The following is a 21,322-nucleotide window of genomic DNA, read 5'->3' as shown; positions in this document are numbered from 1 at the left end:
GCTGCTGCCGGGCCGTTCACAGCTGGCCGACGTCGGTGACCCGGACGACCGCGCGGCCCTCCGCGTCCGAGGCGGTCAGGTCGACCTCCGCGCTGATACCCCAGTCGTGGTCGCCGTTCGGGTCGTGGAAGATCTGCCGGACCCGCCACAGGGCGTTCTCCGGCTCCTCCTCGATGAGCAGCAGCTTCGGGCCGCGGGCGTCGGGGCCGGTACCGAGGTCGTCGTACTCGTCCCAGTACTTGTCCATCGCCTCGCCCCACGCGTCGGCGTCCCAGCCGGCCTCCGCGTCCATCTCGCCCAGCTCCTCGACCTGGTCGAGGGCGGCCAACTCGACCCGGCGGAACATGGCGTTGCGGACCAGGACGCGGAAGGCGCGCGCGTTGGCCGTGACCGGCTTGACCTCGTCGGCCTTCTCCTGGGCCTCCTCGGCGGTCATCTCCTCCGGGTTGGCGAGCTGCTCCCACTCGTCCAGCAGGCTGGAGTCGACCTGGCGCACCATCTCGCCCAGCCACTCGATCAGGTCCTGGAGGTCCTCGGACTTGAGGTCGTCCGGGACGGTGTGGTCGAGGGCCTTGTAGGCGCTGGCGAGGTAGCGCAGGACGATGCCCTCGGTGCGGGCCAGCTCGTAGTGGGACACCAACTCCGTGAAGGACAACGCCCGTTCGTACATGTCACGGATGACCGACTTCGGCGACAGCGGATGGTCGCCGACCCAGGGGTGGCTCTTGCGGTACGTGTCGTACGCGTGGAAGAGCAGCTCCTCCAGCGGCTTCGGGTACGTGATGTCCTGGAGACGCTCCATGCGCTCCTCGTACTCGACGCCGTCCGCCTTCATCGCGGCCACGGCCTCGCCGCGCGCCTTGTTCTGCTGGGCGGCGAGGATCTGCCGCGGATCGTCCAGGGTGGACTCCACCACGGACACCATGTCGAGCGCGTACGACGGCGATTCGGGGTCCAGCAGCTCGAACGCGGCCAGCGCGAACGTGGACAGCGGCTGGTTGAGCGCGAAGTCCTGCTGGAGGTCGACGGTGAGGCGGACGACGCGTCCGGTCGCGTCCGGTTCGTCGAGCTTCTCGACGATGCCACCGTCCAGCAGCGAGCGGTAGATCGCGATGGCCCGGCGGATGTGCCGCAACTGCTGCCCCCGCGCCTCGTGGTTGTCCTCCAGCAGGTGGCGCATCGCCTCGAAGGCGTTGCCCGGGCGGGCGATCACCGACAGCAGCATCGTGTGCGTCACCCGGAACCGGGAGGTCAGCGGCTCCGGTTCGGAGGCGATGAGCTTCTCGAAGGTCTGCTCCGACCACGCGACGAAGCCCTCAGGAGCCTTCTTGCGGACGACCTTGCGGCGCTTCTTCGGATCGTCGCCGGCCTTGGCGAGCGCCTTCTCGTTCTCTACGACGTGCTCGGGCGCCTGCGCGACGACGAAGCCCTCCGTGTCGTAACCGGCCCGCCCGGCGCGCCCCGCGATCTGGTGGAACTCCCGGGCGCGCAGGGTGCGGACGCGAGTGCCGTCGTACTTGGTGAGGGCCGTGAACAGCACCGTCCGGATGGGGACGTTGACGCCCACCCCCAGTGTGTCCGTGCCGCAGATGACCTTCAGCAGGCCGGCCTGCGCGAGCTTCTCCACCAGGCGGCGGTACTTGGGCAGCATGCCGGCGTGATGGACGCCGATGCCGTGCCGGACGTAACGGGAGAGGTTGCGGCCGAACTTGGTGGTGAAGCGGAAGTTGCCGATCAGCTCGGCGATCTGCTCCTTCTCCTCGCGGGAGCACATGTTGATGCTCATCAGCGCCTGCGCCCGCTCCACGGCCTGCGCCTGCGTGAAGTGCACGATGTAGACGGGCGCCTGCCGCGCCGCCAGCAGGTCGGTGAGGGTCTCGGTGAGCGGCGTGTAGCGGTACTCGTACGACAGGGGCACCGGACGGGTTGCCGAGCGGACCACCGCCGTCGGGCGGCCGGTGCGGCGGGTGAGGTCCTTCTCGAAGAAGGACACGTCGCCGAGCGTCGCCGACATCAGCACGAACTGCGCCTGCGGCAGCTCCAGGATCGGGATCTGCCAGGCCCAGCCGCGGTCGCCCTCCGAGTAGAAGTGGAACTCGTCCATCACGACCTGGCCGACGTCCGCGTCCCTGCCGTCGCGCAGCGCGATCGACGCGAGCACCTCGGCGGTGCAGCAGATCACGGGGGCGTCGGCGTTGACGGACGCGTCGCCGGTCAGCATGCCGACGTTCTCCGTGCCGAAGATCTTGCACAGTTCGAAGAACTTCTCCGACACCAGCGCCTTGATGGGGGCGGTGTAGAAGGTGACCTCGTCCCGGGCCAGCGCGGCGAAGTGCGCGCCCGCCGCGATCATGCTCTTGCCGGAGCCGGTGGGCGTCGACACGATCACGTTCGCGCCGGAGACCACCTCGATCAGCGCCTCCTCCTGATGGGGATAGAGCGTGAGACCCCGCTCACCGGCCCACGACTCGAAGGCTTCGTACAGGGCGTCGGGGTCGGCGGTCGGCGGCAGCTGATCGATGAGGGTCACGCCCCCATCTTGCCTGGCCTCCCGCCCGATGCGGGAATCGGCTGCGGGCACGAAGATCGCGAACGCTACGCTGTGTCGCCGACGGGATCTCAGGGCGCCGGTCAACTGGACAGCGATACACGAGGAATGGGGCGGGCAACGCCGATGATGGGACCAGCACACTCACTGTCGGGCGCCGCCGCCTGGCTCGGCGTCGGTGCGGCGGCCGCCGCGGCCGGGCACCCGATGCCCTGGCCGGTCCTCCTCGTCGGTGCCCTGATCTGCGCCGGTGCCGCGCTCGCCCCGGACCTCGACCACAAGGCGGCGACCATCTCACGGTCCTTCGGACCGGTGTCCCGCTGGCTGTGCGAGATCGTCGACAAGTTGTCGTACGCCGTCTACAAGGCCACCAAGAAGCAGGGCGACCCGCGCCGCTCCGGCGGGCACCGCACGCTCACGCACACCTGGCTGTGGGCGGTCCTGATCGGTGCGGGCACCTCGGTTGTGGCGATCACCAGCGACCGCCGGGGGGTGCTGGCGGTCCTCTTCGTGCACATGGTCCTGGCCATCGAGGGACTGCTGTGGCGGGCGACGCGCGGCTCCAGCAGCGAGGTCCTGGTGTGGCTGCTGGCCGCGGCCACCGCGTGGATCCTCGCGGGTGTGCTGGACAAGCCGGGCAACGGCGCGGACTGGCTGTTCACGGCGCCGGGGCAGGAGTACCTGTGGCTGGGGCTGCCGGTCGTGCTGGGCGCGATCGTGCACGACATCGGGGACGCGCTGACCGTCTCGGGCTGCCCGATCCTGTGGCCCATACCGGTGGGGCGCAAGCGCTGGTACCCGGTCGGACCGCCGAAGTTCATGCGGTTCCGGGCGGGCAGCTGGGTTGAGCTCAAGGTGCTGATGCCGGTGTTCATGCTGCTCGGCGGGGTGGGCTGCGCGGCGGCGCTCAACGTCATCTGAGCGCCGGCCGAGCCGGAGGACAGGGCTCAGCGGCCGCCGTACCGGCGCTCGAACGCGGCGACCCTGCCCTCCGAGTCCACCGTGCGGGCCTTGCCCGTGTAGAACGGGTGGCTCTCCGAGGAGATCTCCACGTCCACGACCGGGTAGGTCTCGCCGTCGTCCCACTCGATGGTCTGGTCGCTGGTCGCGGTGGACCGGGTCAGGAACGCGTAACCGGCGGCCCGGTCGCGGAAGACGACGGGGTGGTAGTCGGGGTGCTTGTCCTGCTGCATGGATGCTCCTCGTGCGGCTCTGGTCGGTTCTGCGATCAGCCGGGCAGGGCGTCCTCGTCGACGATGTGCACGGCTGCCTCCTCGGCCGACGCCGCCGCGCCGTCGATGCCCACGTCGATGGCGACCAGCGCGCCCTCCTCGTCCTCGTGCGCGCCCTCGTCGGGGGCTACGAGCCGGCCGGAGCGCGTGGCGCCGACCTCGTTGTCCAGGAGTTCCCCGTCGGTGCCCTCGCAGTCCCCGAGACCGTCACTGTCCGGGGCGACGGGCTCCGGCAGCTCCTCGGCGAGCCGCTGGTCCAGCGTCTCGCCCCGCCGCCGCTCCGCCGCCGTGACGCCGGTGTGCTCCACGGCCCAGGGCCGCTCGGGAGGGGACCAGCCCCGGTCGAGGGGATCATCGACGCCGTCGTACTCCAGGGTGTCCTCGGCGTCGAGCAGCCCCGTGTCCTCTCTCTGCTCGGATGGTTCCGGCTGGTAGACGTCGTCTCCCCAGCCGTCGGAGCTCTTCACGGGTACCTCCAGGGGGTGGGGCGGGCCCGTTCACACCGGGGCCCGCGCCGGGCCGCCGCCACACGGAGCACTGACGCCGCCCGCCGCCGAACCGCTGCCGCGGTTCCCGGGCGTTTCCCCGAGCCGGTGCCTGATTCCAGCCTTCCACCCCGCCTCGGGACCGCGCAACGCCACGGAACGCCTCCGGCGGTCACCGACCAGGAGGCGGGGCGACCCGGGCCCGTTGCCCATCCCGGGCCACCTCCGGAGGCTCACCTCCGAGACGCCTCGCGGAGATGGCCCTGCGGAGGTGAGCTGCGGAGGCAGCCCCGGGGTGTGTCCGCGGGGCTGACCCCCGAGGCGGGTGCACTGGAGGCTGGCGGACGGGGCGGACGGGGCGGGACCGTCCGGAAGGTGGGACCGGCCGAGGTGCCAGAGGCCGGACCGTTTGGAAAGGCGGGACCGGCCCAGGTGCCGGACCTATCGGAGCCGGGCCCCGGACCGGGCCGGACCCGCCCGGTCCGGCCCCCGCTCAGAGGGCAGGTCGTCCGGGACGCCGTGCCCTCCCGGCCGGGCCCGCCGAGGCCTCGCGTCTCACGATGTCCTTTGTCACCCTCGGCACGGCACCGTCGTCACCGGCTTGTCACCCGTGCCACGACCTCCACAACGCCGCATAGGCCCCGTCCGCCGCCACCAGTTCCTCGTGGCTGCCCAGTTCGCTGATGCGGCCGTTCTCGACGACGGCGATGACGTCCGCGTCGTGGGCGGTGTGGAGGCGGTGGGCGATGGCGACGACGGTGCGGCCGTCGAGGACCTTGGCCAGGGATCGTTCCAGGTGGCGGGCGGCGCGCGGGTCGAGCAGGGAGGTCGCCTCGTCCAGGACCAGGGTGTGCGGGTCCGCCAGCACCAGGCGGGCCAGGGCGATCTGCTGGGCCTGGGCGGGGGTGAGCGTCAGGCCGCCCGAGCCGACCTCGGTGTCCAGGCCGTCGTCGAGTCCCCGGGACCAGCCGTCCGCGTCGACCGCGCCCAGCGCCGCCCACAGCTCGGCGTCGCCCGCGTCGGTCCGGGCGAGCCGGAGGTTGTCGCGCAGGGAGCCCACGAAGACGTGGTGCTCCTGGTTGACGAGGGCGACGTGGGCCCGGACGCGTTCCGCCGGCATCCGGGACAGCTCGGCACTGCCCAGGGTGATCCGCCCGTCCCGGGGCCCGTAGATCCCGGCGAGCAGCCGGCCCAGCGTCGACTTGCCCGCACCCGAGGGGCCGACCAGGGCCAGCCGGGTGCCGGGGGAGACCTCCAGGGACACCTTGCGCAGGACGTCCACGCCCTCCAGGTAGCCGAAGTGCACCCGGTCGGCGCGGACATGGCGTCCGTCGGGAAGCACGGAGGGGTCCCCGGCGTCCGGCTCGATGTCCCGGACCCCGACGAGCCGGGCCAGCGACACCTGGGCCACCTGGAGCTCGTCGTACCAGCGCAGGATCATGCCCACCGGGTCGACCAGCATCTGGGCGATCAGCGCGCCCGTCGTGAGCTGGCCGACGTCGATCCAGCCGTGCAGGGCGAACACGCCGCCCACCAGGAGGACCGAGGCGAGCACGGTGACGTGGGTGACGTTGACGACCGGGAAGAGCACCGACCGGAGCCACATCGTGTAGCGCTCCCACGCCGTCCACTCCCGGATCCGGCGCTCCGACAGCGCGACGCGCCGGTCACCGAGGCGATGCGCCTCGACGGTGCGCCCGGCGTCCACGGTCTCTGCGAGCGCGGCGGCCACGGCGGCGTACCCGGCGGCCTCCGAGCGGTAGGCGGCCGGCGCCCGCCGGAAGTACCAGCGGCAGCCGATGATCAGCAGCGGCAGGGCGAGCAGTACGGCGAGCGCCAGCGGCGGCGCCGTGACGACCAGCCCGCCCATCAGCAGGACCACCCACACCACGCCGATCGACAGCTGCGGCACGGCCTCGCGCATGGCGTTGGCCAGCCGGTCGATGTCCGTGGTGATCCGCGACAGCAGGTCGCCGGTCCCGGCCCGCTCCAGCACGCCGGGCGGCAGCCCGACCGACCGTACGAGGAAGTCCTCGCGCAGGTCGGCCAGCATCCGCTCGCCGAGCATCGCGCCGCGCAGCCGCACCTGGCGGACGAACAGGGCCTGGACGGCCAGCGCCGCCACGAACAGCCCCGCGGTGAGTTCCAGCCGCAGGTCCCGCGCCCCGTCGGACACCCGCTCCACGACTCCGCCCAGCAGCCACGGACCGGCCATCGAGGCGACGACGGCGACCGTGTTCACGCCGACGAGCAGCAGGAACGCCCGGCGGTGCCGGCGCAGCAGTTCGGCCACGTAGGCGCGGACGGTTGTGGGGGCACCGACCGGCAGGGTGTTCGCCGTCGTCGGGGCCGCCGGGTCGTACGCCGGTGGCGCCACGCCGATCATGCCTTCTCCTCGATCTCTTGCAGTTCGTGCAGTACGTCCTTCAGGGCGACGGAACCGGTCAACGCGACCTCCTCGTCCGTCTCGCGGGTGACGACCGCCCGGTAGCGGGGCTCGGTGTGCACCAGTTCGCGGTGGGTGCCGGTCGCCGCGACCTTGCCGTCGTGCAGGAACACGACCCGGTCGGCGCGGTCCAGCAGCAGCGGCGAGGAGGTGAACACCACGGTCGTGCGCCCCGCGCGCAGCTCCCGCACGCCCTGCGCGATCCGTGCCTCGGTGTGCGAGTCGACGGCCGAGGTCGGCTCGTCCAGGACGAGCACTTCCGGGTCGGTGATCAGCGACCGGGCGAGCGCGAGCCGCTGGCGCTGGCCGCCGGACAGGGACCGCCCGCGTTCGGTGATCCGGGCGTCCATGGGGTCGGCGGCGTCCACCGAGCCCTGCACCAGCGCCGCCAGCACGTCGTCGCACTGCGCGGCGGCCAGCGCCGCCCGCGGTTCGACAGCGCCCGACGCGGGTACGTCCAGCAGTTCGCGCAGCGAGCCGGACAGCAGCACCGGGTCCTTGTCCTGGACGAGGACGGCCGTACGGGCACACTCCAGCGGGAGTTCGTCGAGCGGCACGCCGCCCAGCAGCACCGAGGTGCCCTCCTGCGACGGGTGCCCGCCCAGCCGCTCCGCCAGCCGGCCCGCCGCGTCCGGGTCGCCGCACACCACGGCGGTGAACAGGCCGGCGTTCGCGAGCAGCCCGGTGTCCGGGTCGTACAGGTCTCCGGAGGGGAGGCCGGCCACGCGCGACCCGGCGGTGTCCGTGGCCCGCTCCAGCGCCAGCACGCCCGCGGCCCGTCTGGCGGACGGCCGGGAGAAGGAGTACGCCATGGCGATCTCCTCGAAGTGCCGCAGCGGATAGGTGAGGACCATCACCGAGCTGTAGACGGTGACCAGTTCGCCGACGGTGATCCGGCCCTGGCGCGCCAGGTGCACGCCGTACCAGACGACGGCGATGAGCAGCAGTCCCGGCAGCAGGACCTGGATCGCGGAGATCAGGGACCACATCCGGGCGCTGCGCACCGCCGCGTGCCGGACCTCCTGGGAGGCGCGGCGGTAGCGGTCGAGGAACAGTTCCTCACCGCCGATGCCGCGCAGCACGCGCAGACCGGCGACGGTGTCCGAGGCGAGTTCGGTGGCGCGTCCGGCTTTCTCGCGCTGGACGTCGGCACGCCGGGTGGCGCGGGGCAGCAGGGGCAGCACGGCGAGCGCCAGCACGGGCAGACCCACGGCGACGACCACGCCGAGCGCGGGCTGGTAGACGAGCAGAGCGGCGCAGACCAGCACGGTGGTGGCCAGGGCCGCGGTGAACCGCGACCAGGCCTCCACGAACCAGCCGATCTTCTCGACGTCACCCGTGGAGACCGCCACGACCTCACCGGCCGCGACGCGCCGGGTCAGCGCCGAGCCCAACTGGGCGGCCTTGCGGGCGAGCAGCTGCTGGACGCGGGCGGCCGCCGTGATCCAGTTGGTGACGGCGGTGCGGTGCAGGAAGGTGTCGCCGACGGCGTTGCCGACGCAGGCCAGCGCCAGCAGGCCGCCCGCCAGGGCGAGTCGCCCGCCGGAGCGGTCGACGACGGCCTGTACGGCGACACCGACGCAGAACGGCAGCGCGGCGACGGAGGCGAAGTGCAGCAGCCCCCAGGCCAGCGACTTGAGCTGCCCGCTCAGCTGATTCCGGAAGAGCCACCACAGGAATCGGGGACCCGAACGCGCGTCCGGCACGCCCGGGTCGGGGTACGGAAGGTCTTGAATCTGCATGACGTCCCAGTGGCTCGTGTCAGGGGGGTGGGGGTTCGGCCGACGGCAACAAACCGTGACAGGTTCGCCTCGCCACGTGGTCGGAAGCAACCGGTTTTCCACCCACCGAACGGAACCGGCCGACCGGGGTGGGAACAGGGCTGCCCCGACGGGCCGTTGCTCATTGCGGAGGCGGCGGACTCCCCGTAGAACACCGCACATGAAGAGACGGATCGTCATGTCCATGCTTGCGGGAGCGACCCTCCTGGCGAGCACCCTCCTCGGGACCGGTCCCGCCCGCGCGGCCGACGTCCCCGCCGAGTTCGGCACCGACTGGCACGACCCGGTCACGGCCGCCCCGCCCGTCACGAAGCCGGGCGGCAACTCCTGCGAAGTCACCGTCGCCCAGGCCCAGTTCCGCGACTTCACCCCGTACCGGGGCACGTACGCCCCGCCCGGCGACTGCGGCGAACGCTGGAGCAAGGTGGTGCTGCGGCTCGACGGCAAGGTCAAGGGACGCCAGTACGACCGGCTCGGCTACCTCCACGTCGGCGGGGTCGAGATCTTCCGTACGTCGACACCGCAGCCCTCGCCCGACGGCATCGAGTGGTCGGTGGAGAAGGACGTCACCCGCTACAGCGACACCTTCCGCAGCCGCCAGGACGTCGAGATGCTCATCGGGAACGTCGTCGACGACACCTACACGGGCGTCCTCGACGTCAAGGTCACGCTGACGTTCCACCAGGGCCGCCCCGACGGCAGGAGCCCCGACCGGGTCCTCACCCTCGACCACGGGGCCGACGGCGCGACCACCCTCACCACCCCGCGCAACAGCGAACGCGTCGTCGCCGAGGTGTACGCCACCGGCTCCGGTGGCGGCTGTGAGGAGTACTGGTACCTGACGGTGCCCGACCCGGCGCCGTACTCCTGCAAGGCGGGCCAAGGCCCCTACCGCGAGGTGCAGATCCGCGTGGACGGCCGGCTCGCGGGCATCGCCGCACCGTTCCCCACCGTGTGGACCGGCGGCTGGTCCAACCCGTTCCTCTGGTACGTGATCCCGGGCCCGCGCGCCTTCGACATCAAGCCGATCACCTACGACCTCACCCCCTTCGCCGGGCTCCTCAACGACGGCCGCCCGCACCGCGTCGAGGTCTCGGTCGTCGGCGTCCCCGAGGGGCAGACCGGCTGGAGCGCCCCCGTGAACGTCCTCGTCTGGCAGGACGAGCAGCGCGCCCACGTTCCCGGGAAGCTCACCGTGCACAAGACGGAGGACCTCGCCAACTCCTCTTCGTATACGCCCGGTTCGGAGCACCGGGTCGACACCGAGGGCGCCCACCGGCTGACCGTCGCCGGATACCTCGACACCTCGCACGGCCGCGTCACGACCACCGTCGGCCGCTCACTGGCCAACACCTCGGAGCACCGCTGGGCGGACGGCGAGACGACCGACGCCCTCGAGGCCGCCTGGACCGACGACGAGTCGGTGACCGTCGACGGACGCGGACCGGCCCACACCACCCGCACGCACCGGACCTACACGATGGACGGCACGACCACCCTCGGCGCCGGCGACCGGCTGCGCACCGTGCTGACCCTCGGCGACCGCGCCACGGCCGTCGAGACGCGCGGCGGCCGTCGTACGGCGTGGTCACGGCTCGACGACTCCTACACGGGCGACGCCACCTACACGGCGAACGCGCCCCGCAACGAGCGGCACGCGGTCGGCACGACGAGCGAGCGCTACCGGCTCCACGGCTCGCACGTCGGCTGCTACGACCGCACGCTGACCACCGTGCAGGGGGTGCTCACGGGGGACCGCCGCCGTTGCTGAGGGGGCCAGTGTGGCCTGTGTGACATGCGCCACTTAGGGCGCTTTTACATGGCCGAAACATTACGGTCTTGTGCGCGATCAAGACAGCCTCCAGAGTGTACGGCTACGGAAGCCGCTTTCCGTATCGCAGAACTCCCCTCCGGCCTCTGTGTGCCCCGTCCCCCTAGGAGGCCCCGTGCCACCGTCCGTACCGTCCCTGCCGTGGCGCGTCGCACGCACCCTGCGTACCTCACTGTTCGCGCAAGTCCTTTGCGCGCTCGTCCTCGGAATCGTCGTCGGGAAGCTGTGGCCGGATACGGCCACAGCTTTCCAGCCGCTCGGTGACGGTTTCACCCGGCTCATCAAGACGGTGATCTCGCCCCTCGTGTTCTGCGTGGTCGTCGTCGGCATCGCCAAGGCCGGTGACCTGAAGGCGTTCGGCCGGATCGGGGTCAAGGCCCTCGTCTGGTTCGAGGTCGCCTCCACCGCCGCCCTGGTCATCGGCCTCGTCGCCGCCAACGTCGTCGGGCCCGGCAAGGGCATGAACGTCGACCCCTCCTCGCTGAACGCCGCCGCGGTGGACCAGACGACGGGCGGTGGCCATCTGCCCTCGACGACCGAGTTCGTCCTCAACGCGCTGCCCGAAAGCTTCGTCGGCGCCTTCGCCGAGAACGAACTGCTCCAAGTCCTCATCCTGGCCTGCCTGGTGGGCGCCGCCCTGCTGCACCTCGGGCACACCAAGGTGCCGAAGATCCTGCCCGCCATCGACCAGGCCCAGGAAGTGATCTTCACGGTCGTCGGCTTCATCATGCGGCTCGCCCCGATCGCGGTGTTCGGCGCGATGGCCCACCTGGTCGGCAACTACGGGCTGGGCGTGATGAAGACGTACGCCAAGCTCATCGTGCTCTGCTACCTGGCGGCCGCGCTGTTCATCGCGCTGCTGGCCGTCGCCCTGCGGATGGTGACCGGGCTCAGCCTCTGGAAGTTCCTGCGCTACATCCGCGAGGAGATGCTGCTCGCGCTCGGCACCGCCTCCACCGAGTCGGTCATGCCGCGCGTGATGCAGAAGCTGCGCCGGGCCGGTGCCCGCGACGACGCCGTGGGCCTGGTGCTGCCCACGGGCTACTCCTTCAACCTCGACGGCGCCTCGCTCTACCTGTCCATCGGCACGCTCTTCATCGCCCAGGCCGTGGGCGTGGACCTGAGCCTGGGCCAGCAGATCACCGTGGTCCTGGTGCTGATGCTGACCAGCAAGGGCATGGCGGGCATCCCCGGTTCGGCGTTCCTCGCCCTGTCCGCGACCGCCTCGTCCCTGGGGGCCATTCCGGCCGGAGCCGTCGCCCTGCTGCTGGGCGTGGACCGCATCATGGACTCGATGCGCGTCGTCACGAACCTGCTCGGCAACTGCGTCGCCGTGTTCGCGGTCTCCCGCTGGGAGGGTGCGCTGGACATCGAGCGGGCGAAGAAGACGCTCGACGGGGAGGACTCGCCCGCACCGGACGACGGTGTCGAGGACGACGGAGGCGAGAGCGTCGGTGCCGAACCTCTGGCCCCAGGCATCCCCACCCAGAAGTCCAAGGAACCCGCCAGCGAGGCCAGTTGACCGAACCGAACCGAAACTGAACCGACATCGAACGGGTCGCGGCCACCGCTCCAGCACGAGAGCGGCGACCGCGGCCCGTTTCGCGTGCCGAATAGTGAGCGTGTTTCAGGTCCTCAGCACTGCCGCACCGGCGTGCCGTCGATCAGCGTGTTCAGCAACCCCCCGAGCGCCTCGCGCTGTTCCTCCGTCAGCGGGGCGAGGATTTCCTCCGCGGCCGACCTGCGCGCCGCCCGCAGCTCGCGCAGCGCGCTCCGGCCGTCGTCCGTGAGCTCGATGCGGATCACCCGCCGGTTCACCGGGTCCGGGGCCCGCCGCACCTTGCCGCTCGCCTCCAGCCCGTCGACCAGCGTCGTCACGGCCCGCGGCACCACCTCCAGGCGCTCGGCCAGGTCGGCCATGCGCGGCGGCGTACCCCAGTGCGCGAGGGTGCGCAGCAGCCGGGACTGTGCTGGTGTGATGCCGAGGTCGCGATGCTCCAGATGGCGCTTCTGGATGCGGTGCACCCGGCGGGTGAGCCGCAGCAACTGCTCGGCGAGCAGGCCGTCGGAGTCGGGGGAGTTCATGCGGGAACAATATCAGGATGATGTTCATTGTGAGTGAAGGTAACAATGAGCTACGATCCGATCCGCTGTCCTCGCCTAGGCCGTATCGCCCTCTCGAAGGAGCTCATGCACCCCGACCACGAAGCCCCCTGGACCGCACCCGCCGACTCGAAGGAACAGCCCCGGCAGGTCCGCCGCATCCTCAGACTCTTCCGCCCCTACCGGGGCCGCCTCGCGATCGTCGGCCTGCTCGTCGGCGCCTCGTCGCTGGTCTCGGTCGCCACGCCCTTCCTGCTGAAGGAGATCCTCGACGTCGCGATCCCCCAGGGGCGTACGGGCCTGCTCAGCCTGCTCGCCCTCGGCATGATCCTCAGCGCCGTCCTCACCAGCGTCTTCGGCGTCCTCCAGACCCTGATCTCGACGACGGTCGGCCAGCGCGTCATGCACGACCTGCGCACCGCCGTCTACGGCCGGCTCCAGCGCATGTCCCTCGCGTTCTTCACGCGCACGCGCACGGGCGAGGTGCAGTCCCGCATCGCCAACGACGTCGGCGGCATGCAGGCCACCGTCACCTCCACCGCCACGTCCCTGGTCTCCAACCTCACCAGCGTGGTCGCCACGATCGCCGCGATGGTGGTCCTCGACTGGCGCCTGACCGTCGTCTCGCTGCTGTTGCTGCCGGTGTTCGTGTGGATCAGCCGCCGCGTCGGCAACGAACGCCGGAAGATCACCACCCAGCGCCAGAAGCAGATGGCCGCCATGGCCGCCACGGTCACCGAGTCGCTCTCCGTCAGCGGCATCCTGCTCGGCCGCACGATGGGCCGCTCCGACTCGCTGACGAAGTCCTTCGCCGGGGAGTCCGAGGAACTCGTCGACCTGGAGGTGCGGTCGAACATGGCGGGCCGCTGGCGCATGGCCGTCATCACGATCGTCATGGCCGCCCTGCCCGCCGTCATCTACTGGACCGCCGGCATGGCCCTCCAGCTGGGCGGCCCCCGTGTCTCCATCGGCACGATCGTCGCCTTCGTCTCGCTCCAGCAGGGCCTGTTCCGTCCGGCCGTGAGCCTGCTGTCGACCGGTGTGCAGATCCAGACCTCGCTCGCCCTCTTCCAGCGCATCTTCGAGTACCTCGACCTGCCGATCGACATCACCGAGCGCGCGGACCCGGTCCGCCTCGACCGGGTCAAGGGCGAGGTCCGCTTCGAGAACGTCTCCTTCGGCTACGACGACAAGGGCGGCCCGGTCCTGGACGGCATCGACCTCACCGTCCCGGCCGGCGGCAGCCTCGCGATCGTCGGACCCACCGGCGCCGGCAAGTCCACGTTCGGCTATCTGGTGCCCCGCCTCTACGACGTGACGGGCGGCCGCGTCACCCTCGACGGGGTCGACGTCCGCGACCTCGACTTCGACACCCTGGCGCGCGCGGTCGGCGTCGTCTCGCAGGAGACGTACCTCTTCCACGCCTCGGTCGCCGACAACCTGCGCTTCGCCAAGCCCGACGCCACCGACGAGGAGCTCTACCAGGCGGCGAAGGCGGCGCAGATCCACGACCACATCGCCGCACTGCCCGACGGCTACGACACCGTCGTCGGGGAGCGCGGTCACCGTTTCTCCGGCGGCGAGAAGCAGCGCCTGGCCATCGCCCGGACCATCCTGCGCGACCCGCCGGTCCTCATCCTCGACGAGGCCACCAGCGCCCTGGACACCCGGACCGAGGCCGCCGTGCAGGACGCCATCGACGCGCTGTCGGCCGACCGCACCACGCTCACCATCGCCCACCGGCTGTCCACCGTCCGGGGCGCCGACCAGATCGTGGTCCTCGACTCGGGGCGCGCGGTCGAACTCGGTACGCACGAGGAACTGCTGGAGCGGCACGGCCGGTACGCGGCGCTCGTACGCCGGGACGCCCAACTGGAACCGACAAGATGAAAATATGCCGGATTTATGGAGATATGCGGGTTACCGTGCCCGCATGCAGAAGAACACTCCGCCACGGAGCACGATTCGACTGACGCGCCGGGGCCGGATCGCCCTCGTCGCGACCGGAGCCGTCGTGGTCGGTACCGCCGTGGCGGTGCCGCTGCTGACCCTGGGGCCCGAGGAGGACGGCCGGCCCACGACCCTGGTGATCCCGGAGGGCTGGCGCGCGAGCCAGGTCTACGCGGCCGTCGACAAGGCCCTCGCCCTGCCCGCGGGCAGCACGAAGAAGTCCCTGGCGAAGGCGGTGCTGAAACTGCCGAACGACGCCGAGGGCAACCCGGAGGGCTATCTCTTCCCGGCGACCTATCCGCTCCAGGAGAAGACGACTCCGGAGAAGCTCCTGGCGCTGATGGTCGACACCGCGAACGAGAAGTTCAACGGCGCGCCCATCGCCGCGGGGGCGCAGCGCAACGCCATGAACGTCTATCAGGCCGTCACCATCGCGAGCATCGTCCAGGCGGAGGCGGCCACCAGGGCCGACATGGGCAAGGTCGCCCGGGTCGTCTTCAATCGCCTCGAACGCGGCATGCCGCTCCAGATGGACTCCACCATCAATTACGCGCTGGGCCGCTCCACTCTGCGGACGACGGCGAATGACACGAGGATCGACAGCCCCTACAACTCGTACCAGCGCATGGGCCTGCCGCCCACGCCGATCGACAACCCCGGCGAGGAGGCGATGCGCGCCGCCATCAACCCGCCCCCGGGCGACTGGCTGTACTTCGTCACGGTCCGCCCGGGCGACACACGCTTCACCGCCGACTACGGCGAACACCAGCGCAACGTCGCCGAGTTCAACGCCCAGAGGAAGGCCGCCGGGGCGCAGGCGGCCGGGTGAGCCGGAGAGCGGGGACGGAGGGGCAGGGCGACCGGGTTGGCGGCGCGCGGGCCGGGGGATCGGATCGGTCGTACCTGCCGGTGTCGGCAGGCCTTGTCGAGGTGACGGCTGCGCTGCGGCGCCGGGGGCTGGGTTCGGTGGAGTGCCGGAGCCGGGCGGCGACCCGGTCGGCGGTGTGGGCGGGCCTGGTGGCGCGAGTGGCGGAGCGGGAGGGGCTGTGAGAGCCGGCCGCCATGCGGGGGCGGGGTGATCCGCCGGGCGCCAGGGGCCAGCGGCTCCTGCTCCAACAGCCGGAGGACCGGCCTGGGTGTCACGCGGTGTCGGTGCGCGTTCCGGCGGCGGGGTGTCCTGGCCTGGGCGGGCGTGGCTGCCGGTGGCGCCCGTTCCGGCGGCCGGGTGTCCATGCCCGGGCAGGGCGTGGTCCATGGCCGGGCGGCGCGACTGCGGGTTCCCGTGTCGGCGGCCGGGGGGACCGGCCTGGGTGTCACGCGGTGTCGGTGCGCGTTCCGGCGGCGGGGTGTCCTGGCCTGGGCGGGCGTGGCTGCCGGTGGCGCCCGTTCCGGCGGCCGGGTGTCCATGCCCGGGCAGGGCGTGGTCCATGGCCGGGCGGCGCGACTGCGGGTTCCCGTGTCGGCGGCCGGGGGGACCGGCCTGGGTGTCACGCGGTGTCGGTGCGCGTTCCGGCGGCGGGGTGTCCTGGCCTGGGCGGGCGTGGCTGCCGGTGGCGCCCGTTCCGGCGGCCGGGTGTCCATGCCCGGGCAGGGCGTGGCTCGTGCCCGGGCGGGCGTGGCTGCCGGTGCGCGTAACGCCGGGCCGGGCGTTACGCGGCGACCCGCTCCCGCGCCAGCAGTCGCCTGATGTCCCGTACGGCCGCGCGGCCGGCGCGGTTGGCGCCGATGGTGCTGGCCGACGGTCCGTAGCCGACGAGGTGGACGCGCGGGTCCGCGACCGCGCGCGTGCCCTCCAGACGGATGCCGCCGCCCGGCTCGCGCAGCCTGAGCGGGGCGAGATGGTCGATGGCGGCCCGGAAACCGGTGGCCCACAGGACGACGTCCGCGTCGACGTGCCGCCCGTCCCGCCAGTCCACTCCCGTGGGCGTGATGCGGTCGAACATCGGCTGCCGGTCGAGCACCCCGTCCTCGATGCCCTGCCGGATCGCGTCGTTGAGCGGCAGCCCGGTGACCGAGACGACGCTTCTGGGCGGCAGCCCCTGCCGTACCCGTTCCTCGACGAGCGCGACGGCCGCCCGGCCCGCGTTCTCGTCGAAGGGGCCCTCCCGGAAGACGGGCGGACGCCGGGTCACCCAGGTGGTGGCCGCCGCGTACGAGGCGATCTCCAGCAGGTGCTGCGTGCCCGAGGCGCCCCCGCCCACCACGACGACCCGCTGCCCCGCGAACTCCTCCGGCCCGGGGTACTGCGCGGTGTGCAACTGCCGCCCCCGGAAAGTCTCCTGGCCCGGATAGCGCGGCCAGAACGGCCGGTCCCAGGTGCCGGTCGCGTTGATCAGCGCCCGCGTCGACCACACGCCCTCCGGGGTCTCCACGCGCAGCCGCCCGCCGGGTCCCTCGCGCACGGCCAGCACGTCGACGGGGCGGCGCACCCGCAGGTCGAAGGCCCGCTCGTACCGGTTGAAGTAGTCGCTGATCACCTCGGCGGACGGCCGGGCCGGATCCGCGTCCGTGAGTTCCATCCCCGGCAGCGCGTGCATTCCGTGCACCTTGCCGTACGTCAGCGACGGCCAGCGGAACTGCCAGGCGCCGCCGGGACCGGGGGAGTGGTCCAGCACGACGAAGTCGCGGTCCGGCTCGAAACCGGACCGCCGCAGGTGATAGGCGCTGGCCAGACCGGCCTGGCCGGCACCTATGACGACTACCTCGACCTCGCGTGTGTTGTTCACGCTTCTACCAACGGTGCCGGGGTCGTGGATCTTCCCGGGCGGACCGAGGTGGCGGGTTCTAGCCTTCCGACGGCCGGGCCGCCGCCGTCGACGGCGGCAGGTCGCCGTTGAACCGGGTGTCGGTTAAGCCGGCGAAGTCGACCTTGCGGGGGATGAGCTTCAACGCCGTGAACGTGTCGGCGATCTCCTGCTCGGAGGCGATCAGCGGCGTGTCGACGGCGACCGCGATCCGGGTCGTGTACGTGCGCTTCACCGCCGCCAACGCCGCGTCCTCGGGGAGCCCGGTGTCCTTCGCCCACTCCTCCTCGTGGTCGTGCACCCACCTGTAGGCGCCCTTGCGGCGCGGAACCAGCACGATGCCGCCTGCACCATGAGGAACCCGATGCCGGAGTCGGCGTTGACCTGCTCGGCGAAGACCAGCGCGAGCCAGGCGATGCCGAGCGAGTAGCGCAGACCGGTCATGGCGTTCGGCAGCGCGCCCGGGAGGACGACATGCCGGACGAGCCCCCACCGCGACAGCCGGGCGTCTCGTCCGGTGGACGCCTGTACCGCCACCCGGGCGGGGGTGACCGGTGGACCCCGGTTCGTGCGTCAGGATGGGGGCATGTCAGATGTCTTCACCACCCGAGTTCTGAACGTCAGCACCGGTTCCACGGAGAGGGTCGTCGACATCACCGGCGACTGCGAGTCCTTCCTGCGGGAGGCGGCGGCCGGGCGTGACGGCCTACTCAATGTCTTCGTCCCGCACGCGACGGCCGGAATCGCCGTTCTCGAGACCGGCGCCGGCAGCGACGACGACCTTCTGGCCGCACTGCACACCCTGCTGCCCGCCGACGACCGCTGGCAGCACCGGCACGGCAGTCCCGGCCACGGCCGCGACCACGTCCTGCCGGCCCTCGTCCCGCCGCACGCGACCCTGCCGGTGCTGGGCGGCCGGCTGGAGCTCGGGACGTGGCAGTCGGTGTGCCTCGTGGACACGAACAAGGACAACCCGCAGCGCAAGGTGCGGCTGAGTTTCCTGGGGTGAGCGCGGTCCGCCCGGCCGGAGCCCGCCCCGGCCAGGCGCACCGTGACGCCTGCCCCTTATGCCCGTATCCTCATCAATGCCAGATTCTCTTCCGGGCGGCGGATGATCGCGGGCGCAAGCGAGGCGAAGCGTGGTTCGATCCGGCGAGGAACCCAAGCCGGCGGGGCGTGCGACTGAGGGCACGGGGCCCGCCCGGCTCCGTGAGCGGTTTCTCCAGGGCGAGCCGGTCGCCGCGGGGGTACGGACGTCCATCCTGGACTCGTGGCAACGCTTGCGGTCCTTGGGCCTGTCGCCGGACCAGACCGACCTCCCCTACCGGGAGGACTTCGACCCGGGGGGCCGTGTCGTCCGCGCGGCCGTGCCGGTGCTCGACCGGCTCCAGGACGCGTTCTCCGGCAGCCAGATCAACATCTCGGTGGCGGACCCGAACGGCACGGTCCTCCTGCGCCGATTCGGGGACCCGGCGATGGCCAGGACCCTCCCGGCGATCCAGCGGGTCCCGGGATTCGTCTTCGCCGAGCAGGTCGCCGGCACCAACGGCATCGGTCTCGCCCTGGCGGAGCGGCGGCTCATCCGCGTCTACGGCGCCGAGCACTTCGCGGAACGCTCCCAGGGCAGCGCCTGCGTCGCGATGCCCGTCCGTGACCCGCTCAGCGGACGCATCGAGGGCGTCCTGTGCTTCGGCTATCCGCGCGGTTTCGATCAGCCCGCGCTGAGCGCGGCGATCCGCCGGGCGGCCGAGAACATCGAGCGGCGGCTGCTGGGGCAGAGCTCCGCGCACGAGCGCGCCCTGCTGCGGACGTACCTGGCCACCGGGGGCGGGGCCGGTCTGCACCGCGGCGTCGCCCTGGACGCCCTGGCCGACGAAGTCCACCCCCGTGACCAGGCGATCCTGAGGGAGAAGGCCGCCGAGCTGATCTCCCGTGGGCAGCGGGCCGCCGTCGACGTGACCCTGCCCGGCGGCCGGCGGGTGACGCTCGTGAGCCGCCCGATGACCAGCGCCTCCGGCGTGCGGGGCTTCGCCATCGAGGCCGTGCTGCCCGGCACCACGGCGGGGGAGTCCCTCGTCCTCCCGCCCCAGGCGGACGAGCTGCCGGACCTCGCCGCCCTCCCGGCCGCCCCGCGGCCCGCACGACCGTCGACCACCCTGCCGCCCGGGCATCTCGCCGCCGCGTCCGCCCCGGCCGTCGCGTTCGAGGCTGACCGGGGAACCGCAGGGTTCGGCGGCATCGTCAGGGCTGACCCTGGCAAGGCCGCGGCCGACGGCGGTACGGGCGCGGCGGACGGGGGCAGGGGCGGGGCGGACGGCGGTAGGGGCGCGGCGGATGGGGGAGAGGGCGGTGACTGGGGACCCGCAGAGCCCGGTGGCGCCGTCAGGGCTGACGGTGGCAGGGGCGCGGCCGACGGCGGTAGGGGCGCGCTGTCCGGCGGCAGGGGCCCGGCCGACGACCGCTCCGGCTCAGTGTTCCCGGCCCGGGGGCTCGTGATGGTGGGGGAGCCGCATGTCGGGGCCTACGCCCTGGCCGCGCGCCGGCGTCTGGAGCTGCTGTCCGAGGCCAGCGCCCGCATCGGCACCACCCTGGACGTGCGCCGTACCGCCGAGGAACTGGCCGAGACGGCGGTCCCGCGCCTGGCCGACTTCGTCACCATCGACCTGCCCGATGCCGTCCTGCGCGGCGAGGAGTGCGTCGGCCGCCTCGCCGACCTGCGCCGCACGGTGCTGCACGGCGTCCGCGAGGGACTGCCCTTCACGCAGCCCGGCAAGCGCATCGACTTCGGCCCGACCGCGCCCCAGCTCCGCTGCCTGACCAGCGGCGAAGCCGTCCTGGAACCGGACCTGAAGGCCGCCGCGGGCTGGCTCGCCCAGGACCCCGAGCACACCGCACGCCTGCTCGCCCACGTCCACTCCCTCATCGCGGTGCCCCTGCTCGCCCGCGGTGTCGTCCTGGGCATAGCGAGCTTCTACCGCGCCGGGAGCTCCTTCGGGGACGACGACCGTTCGTTGGCCCAGGAACTCGCCACCCGCGCCGCCCTGTCCATCGACAACGCCCGGCGCTACACCCACGAACGCACCATGGTCCTGGCCCTCCAGCGCAGGCTCCTCCCGCACGGTCTGCCCGACCAGGACGCCGTCGACGTGGCCCACCGCTATCTGCCCGCCGAGTCCGACGTGGGCGGGGACTGGTACGACGTCATCCCGCTCTCCGGCACCCGCGTCGGGCTCCTCGTCGGCGACGTCGTCGGCCATGGCATGCTCTCCGCGGCCACGATGGGCCGGCTGCGCACCGCCGCGCGCAGCTTCGCCGAGCTCGACTTCTCCCCGGACGAGGTCCTCACCCACCTGGACAACCTCGTGGGACGCCTGGACCGGGAGGACCCCGACGGCAAGGGCGCCGGCGTCATCGGCGCGACCTGTCTGTACGCCGTCTACGACCCGACCACGCAGCGGTGCCTCATGGCGCGCGCCGGTCACCCACCGCCCGCACTCGTCCACCCCGACGGCACCGTCTCCTACCCCGACCTCCCTGCCGGGCCCCCGCTCGGCCTCGGAGGCCTGCCCTTCGACGCCGTCGAGATCGATGTTCCCGAGGGCAGTCAGCTGGTGCTCTACACCGACGGACTCATCGAGGACCGGCACCGCGACGTCGACGTGGTCCTGGAGCAGCTGCGCGCGGCCCTGGCCCATCCGGAGCGCGCGCCCGAGGAGACCTGCCAGGCGGTCCTGGACACCGTGGCGCCCGCGCACCCGCACGACGACATCGCCCTGCTCGTCGCCCGCGTCCACGCCCTGGACCCCGGCCGGATCGCCGGCTGGGAGCTGCCCGCCGACCCGGCGCTCGTCGCCGAGGTCCGGGCCTCCGCCATGCGCCGCCTGTCCGACTGGGGACTCGACGACACCGCGTTCGCCGCGGAGCTGATCCTCAGCGAGCTGATCACCAACGCCATCCGGCACGGCACCGGGCCCATCCGGGTCCGGCTGCTGTACGGGCGGACCCTGATCTGCGAGGTCTCCGACGCCAGCAACACCGCCCCCCATCTGCGCCGGGCGGCCAGCACGGACGAGGGCGGACGCGGCCTGTTCCTGGTCGCCCACCTCTCGCAGAGCTGGGGCACGCGCTACCTGCCGGAGGGCAAGGTCATCTGGGCCGAATGCGGGCTCGACGCCGCATGACGCGTCCGTCGACCCGTGTGG

The 21,322-nt window shown here is 72.2% G+C and carries 14 protein-coding genes and 2 pseudogenes; 7 read left to right on the top strand and 9 right to left on the bottom strand.

What is annotated here, in order from left to right; all coding sequences use genetic code 11:
• Window positions 1-16: 16 nt before the first annotated feature.
• Window positions 17-2,530, bottom strand: a complete 2,514-nt coding sequence (locus V8690_RS05145) for a DUF3516 domain-containing protein (RefSeq protein WP_338776122.1) — start codon at window positions 2,528-2,530, stop codon at window positions 17-19.
• Window positions 2,531-2,674: 144 nt separating this feature from the next.
• Here V8690_RS05145 and V8690_RS05140 point away from each other — a divergent pair, with 144 nt between their 5' ends.
• Window positions 2,675-3,469: a metal-dependent hydrolase gene (locus V8690_RS05140; RefSeq protein ID WP_338776121.1), complete on the top strand. Its 795-nt coding sequence runs from the start codon at window positions 2,675-2,677 to the stop codon at window positions 3,467-3,469.
• Window positions 3,470-3,495: 26 nt separating this feature from the next.
• Here the strand turns inward: V8690_RS05140 and V8690_RS05135 are convergent, their stop codons facing one another.
• The 4 genes from V8690_RS05135 to V8690_RS05120 form a co-directional block, all read right to left on the bottom strand.
• Window positions 3,496-3,741 (bottom strand): type B 50S ribosomal protein L31, encoded by a 246-nt coding sequence (locus V8690_RS05135; RefSeq protein WP_086563794.1) that lies wholly within the window; start codon window positions 3,739-3,741, stop codon window positions 3,496-3,498.
• A 35-nt stretch (window positions 3,742-3,776) separates the two neighbouring features.
• On the bottom strand, window positions 3,777-4,247 hold the full coding sequence (locus tag V8690_RS05130; protein WP_338776120.1) for a DUF5709 domain-containing protein: 471 nt from the start codon (window positions 4,245-4,247) through the stop codon (window positions 3,777-3,779).
• A gap of 622 nt (window positions 4,248-4,869) precedes the next feature.
• Window positions 4,870-6,651, bottom strand: a complete 1,782-nt coding sequence (locus tag V8690_RS05125; protein WP_338776119.1) for an ABC transporter ATP-binding protein — start codon at window positions 6,649-6,651, stop codon at window positions 4,870-4,872.
• Window positions 6,648-8,453, bottom strand: a complete 1,806-nt coding sequence (locus V8690_RS05120; protein WP_338776118.1) for an ABC transporter ATP-binding protein — start codon at window positions 8,451-8,453, stop codon at window positions 6,648-6,650. Before V8690_RS05120 ends, V8690_RS05125 begins: the two co-directional genes overlap by 4 nt.
• 199 nt (window positions 8,454-8,652) lie before the next feature.
• On the opposite strand from V8690_RS05120, the gene V8690_RS05115 reads away from it, so the two are divergent.
• Both V8690_RS05115 and V8690_RS05110 read left to right on the top strand, forming a co-directional pair.
• Complete coding sequence (locus V8690_RS05115; protein WP_338776117.1) at window positions 8,653-10,263, top strand: peptide-N4-asparagine amidase; 1,611 nt, start codon at window positions 8,653-8,655, stop codon at window positions 10,261-10,263.
• Between the two features lie 175 nt (window positions 10,264-10,438).
• A complete protein-coding gene (locus V8690_RS05110) occupies window positions 10,439-11,845 on the top strand; it encodes a cation:dicarboxylase symporter family transporter (RefSeq protein WP_338776116.1) in 1,407 nt (468 codons plus the stop codon).
• A gap of 113 nt (window positions 11,846-11,958) precedes the next feature.
• On the opposite strand, the gene V8690_RS05105 is transcribed toward V8690_RS05110, so the two are convergent.
• A complete protein-coding gene (locus tag V8690_RS05105) occupies window positions 11,959-12,408 on the bottom strand; it encodes a MarR family transcriptional regulator (RefSeq protein ID WP_338776115.1) in 450 nt (149 codons plus the stop codon).
• Between the two features lie 105 nt (window positions 12,409-12,513).
• On the opposite strand from V8690_RS05105, the gene V8690_RS05100 reads away from it, so the two are divergent.
• The gene (locus tag V8690_RS05100) at window positions 12,514-14,316 is read left to right on the top strand and encodes an ABC transporter ATP-binding protein (protein WP_338776114.1); all 1,803 of its coding nucleotides are present in this window, start codon (window positions 12,514-12,516) and stop codon (window positions 14,314-14,316) included.
• A gap of 43 nt (window positions 14,317-14,359) precedes the next feature.
• Window positions 14,360-15,205: an endolytic transglycosylase MltG gene (gene mltG, locus V8690_RS05095; protein WP_338776113.1), complete on the top strand. Its 846-nt coding sequence runs from the start codon at window positions 14,360-14,362 to the stop codon at window positions 15,203-15,205.
• An 820-nt stretch (window positions 15,206-16,025) separates the two neighbouring features.
• Here mltG and V8690_RS05090 read toward each other — a convergent pair.
• The 3 genes and pseudogenes from V8690_RS05090 to V8690_RS05080 all read right to left on the bottom strand — a co-directional run.
• Window positions 16,026-17,102 carry an NAD(P)-binding domain-containing protein gene (locus tag V8690_RS05090; RefSeq protein WP_338776112.1) on the bottom strand — a complete coding sequence of 359 codons (1,077 nt, stop codon included), beginning with the start codon at window positions 17,100-17,102 and terminating at the stop codon, window positions 16,026-16,028.
• Between the two features lie 58 nt (window positions 17,103-17,160).
• Window positions 17,161-17,424: pseudogene (locus V8690_RS05085) on the bottom strand (ABC transporter substrate-binding protein); the annotation flags it as partial.
• Window positions 17,425-17,462: 38 nt separating this feature from the next.
• A pseudogene (locus V8690_RS05080) lies at window positions 17,463-17,621 on the bottom strand (ABC transporter permease subunit); the annotation flags it as partial.
• 85 nt (window positions 17,622-17,706) lie between these two features.
• On the opposite strand from V8690_RS05080, the gene V8690_RS05075 reads away from it, so the two are divergent.
• A complete protein-coding gene (locus V8690_RS05075; RefSeq protein ID WP_338776111.1) occupies window positions 17,707-18,129 on the top strand; it encodes a secondary thiamine-phosphate synthase enzyme YjbQ in 423 nt (140 codons plus the stop codon).
• A 130-nt stretch (window positions 18,130-18,259) separates the two neighbouring features.
• Window positions 18,260-21,301 (top strand): SpoIIE family protein phosphatase, encoded by a 3,042-nt coding sequence (locus V8690_RS05070; RefSeq protein WP_338776110.1) that lies wholly within the window; start codon window positions 18,260-18,262, stop codon window positions 21,299-21,301.
• The last annotated feature ends 21 nt before the right edge of the window (window positions 21,302-21,322 follow it).

Origin of the sequence: Streptomyces sp. DG1A-41 (genome assembly GCF_037055355.1) — a bacterium.
Classification (GTDB): Bacteria; Actinomycetota; Actinomycetes; order Streptomycetales; family Streptomycetaceae; genus Streptomyces.
This window is presented reverse-complemented; position numbering and strand designations above follow the sequence as displayed.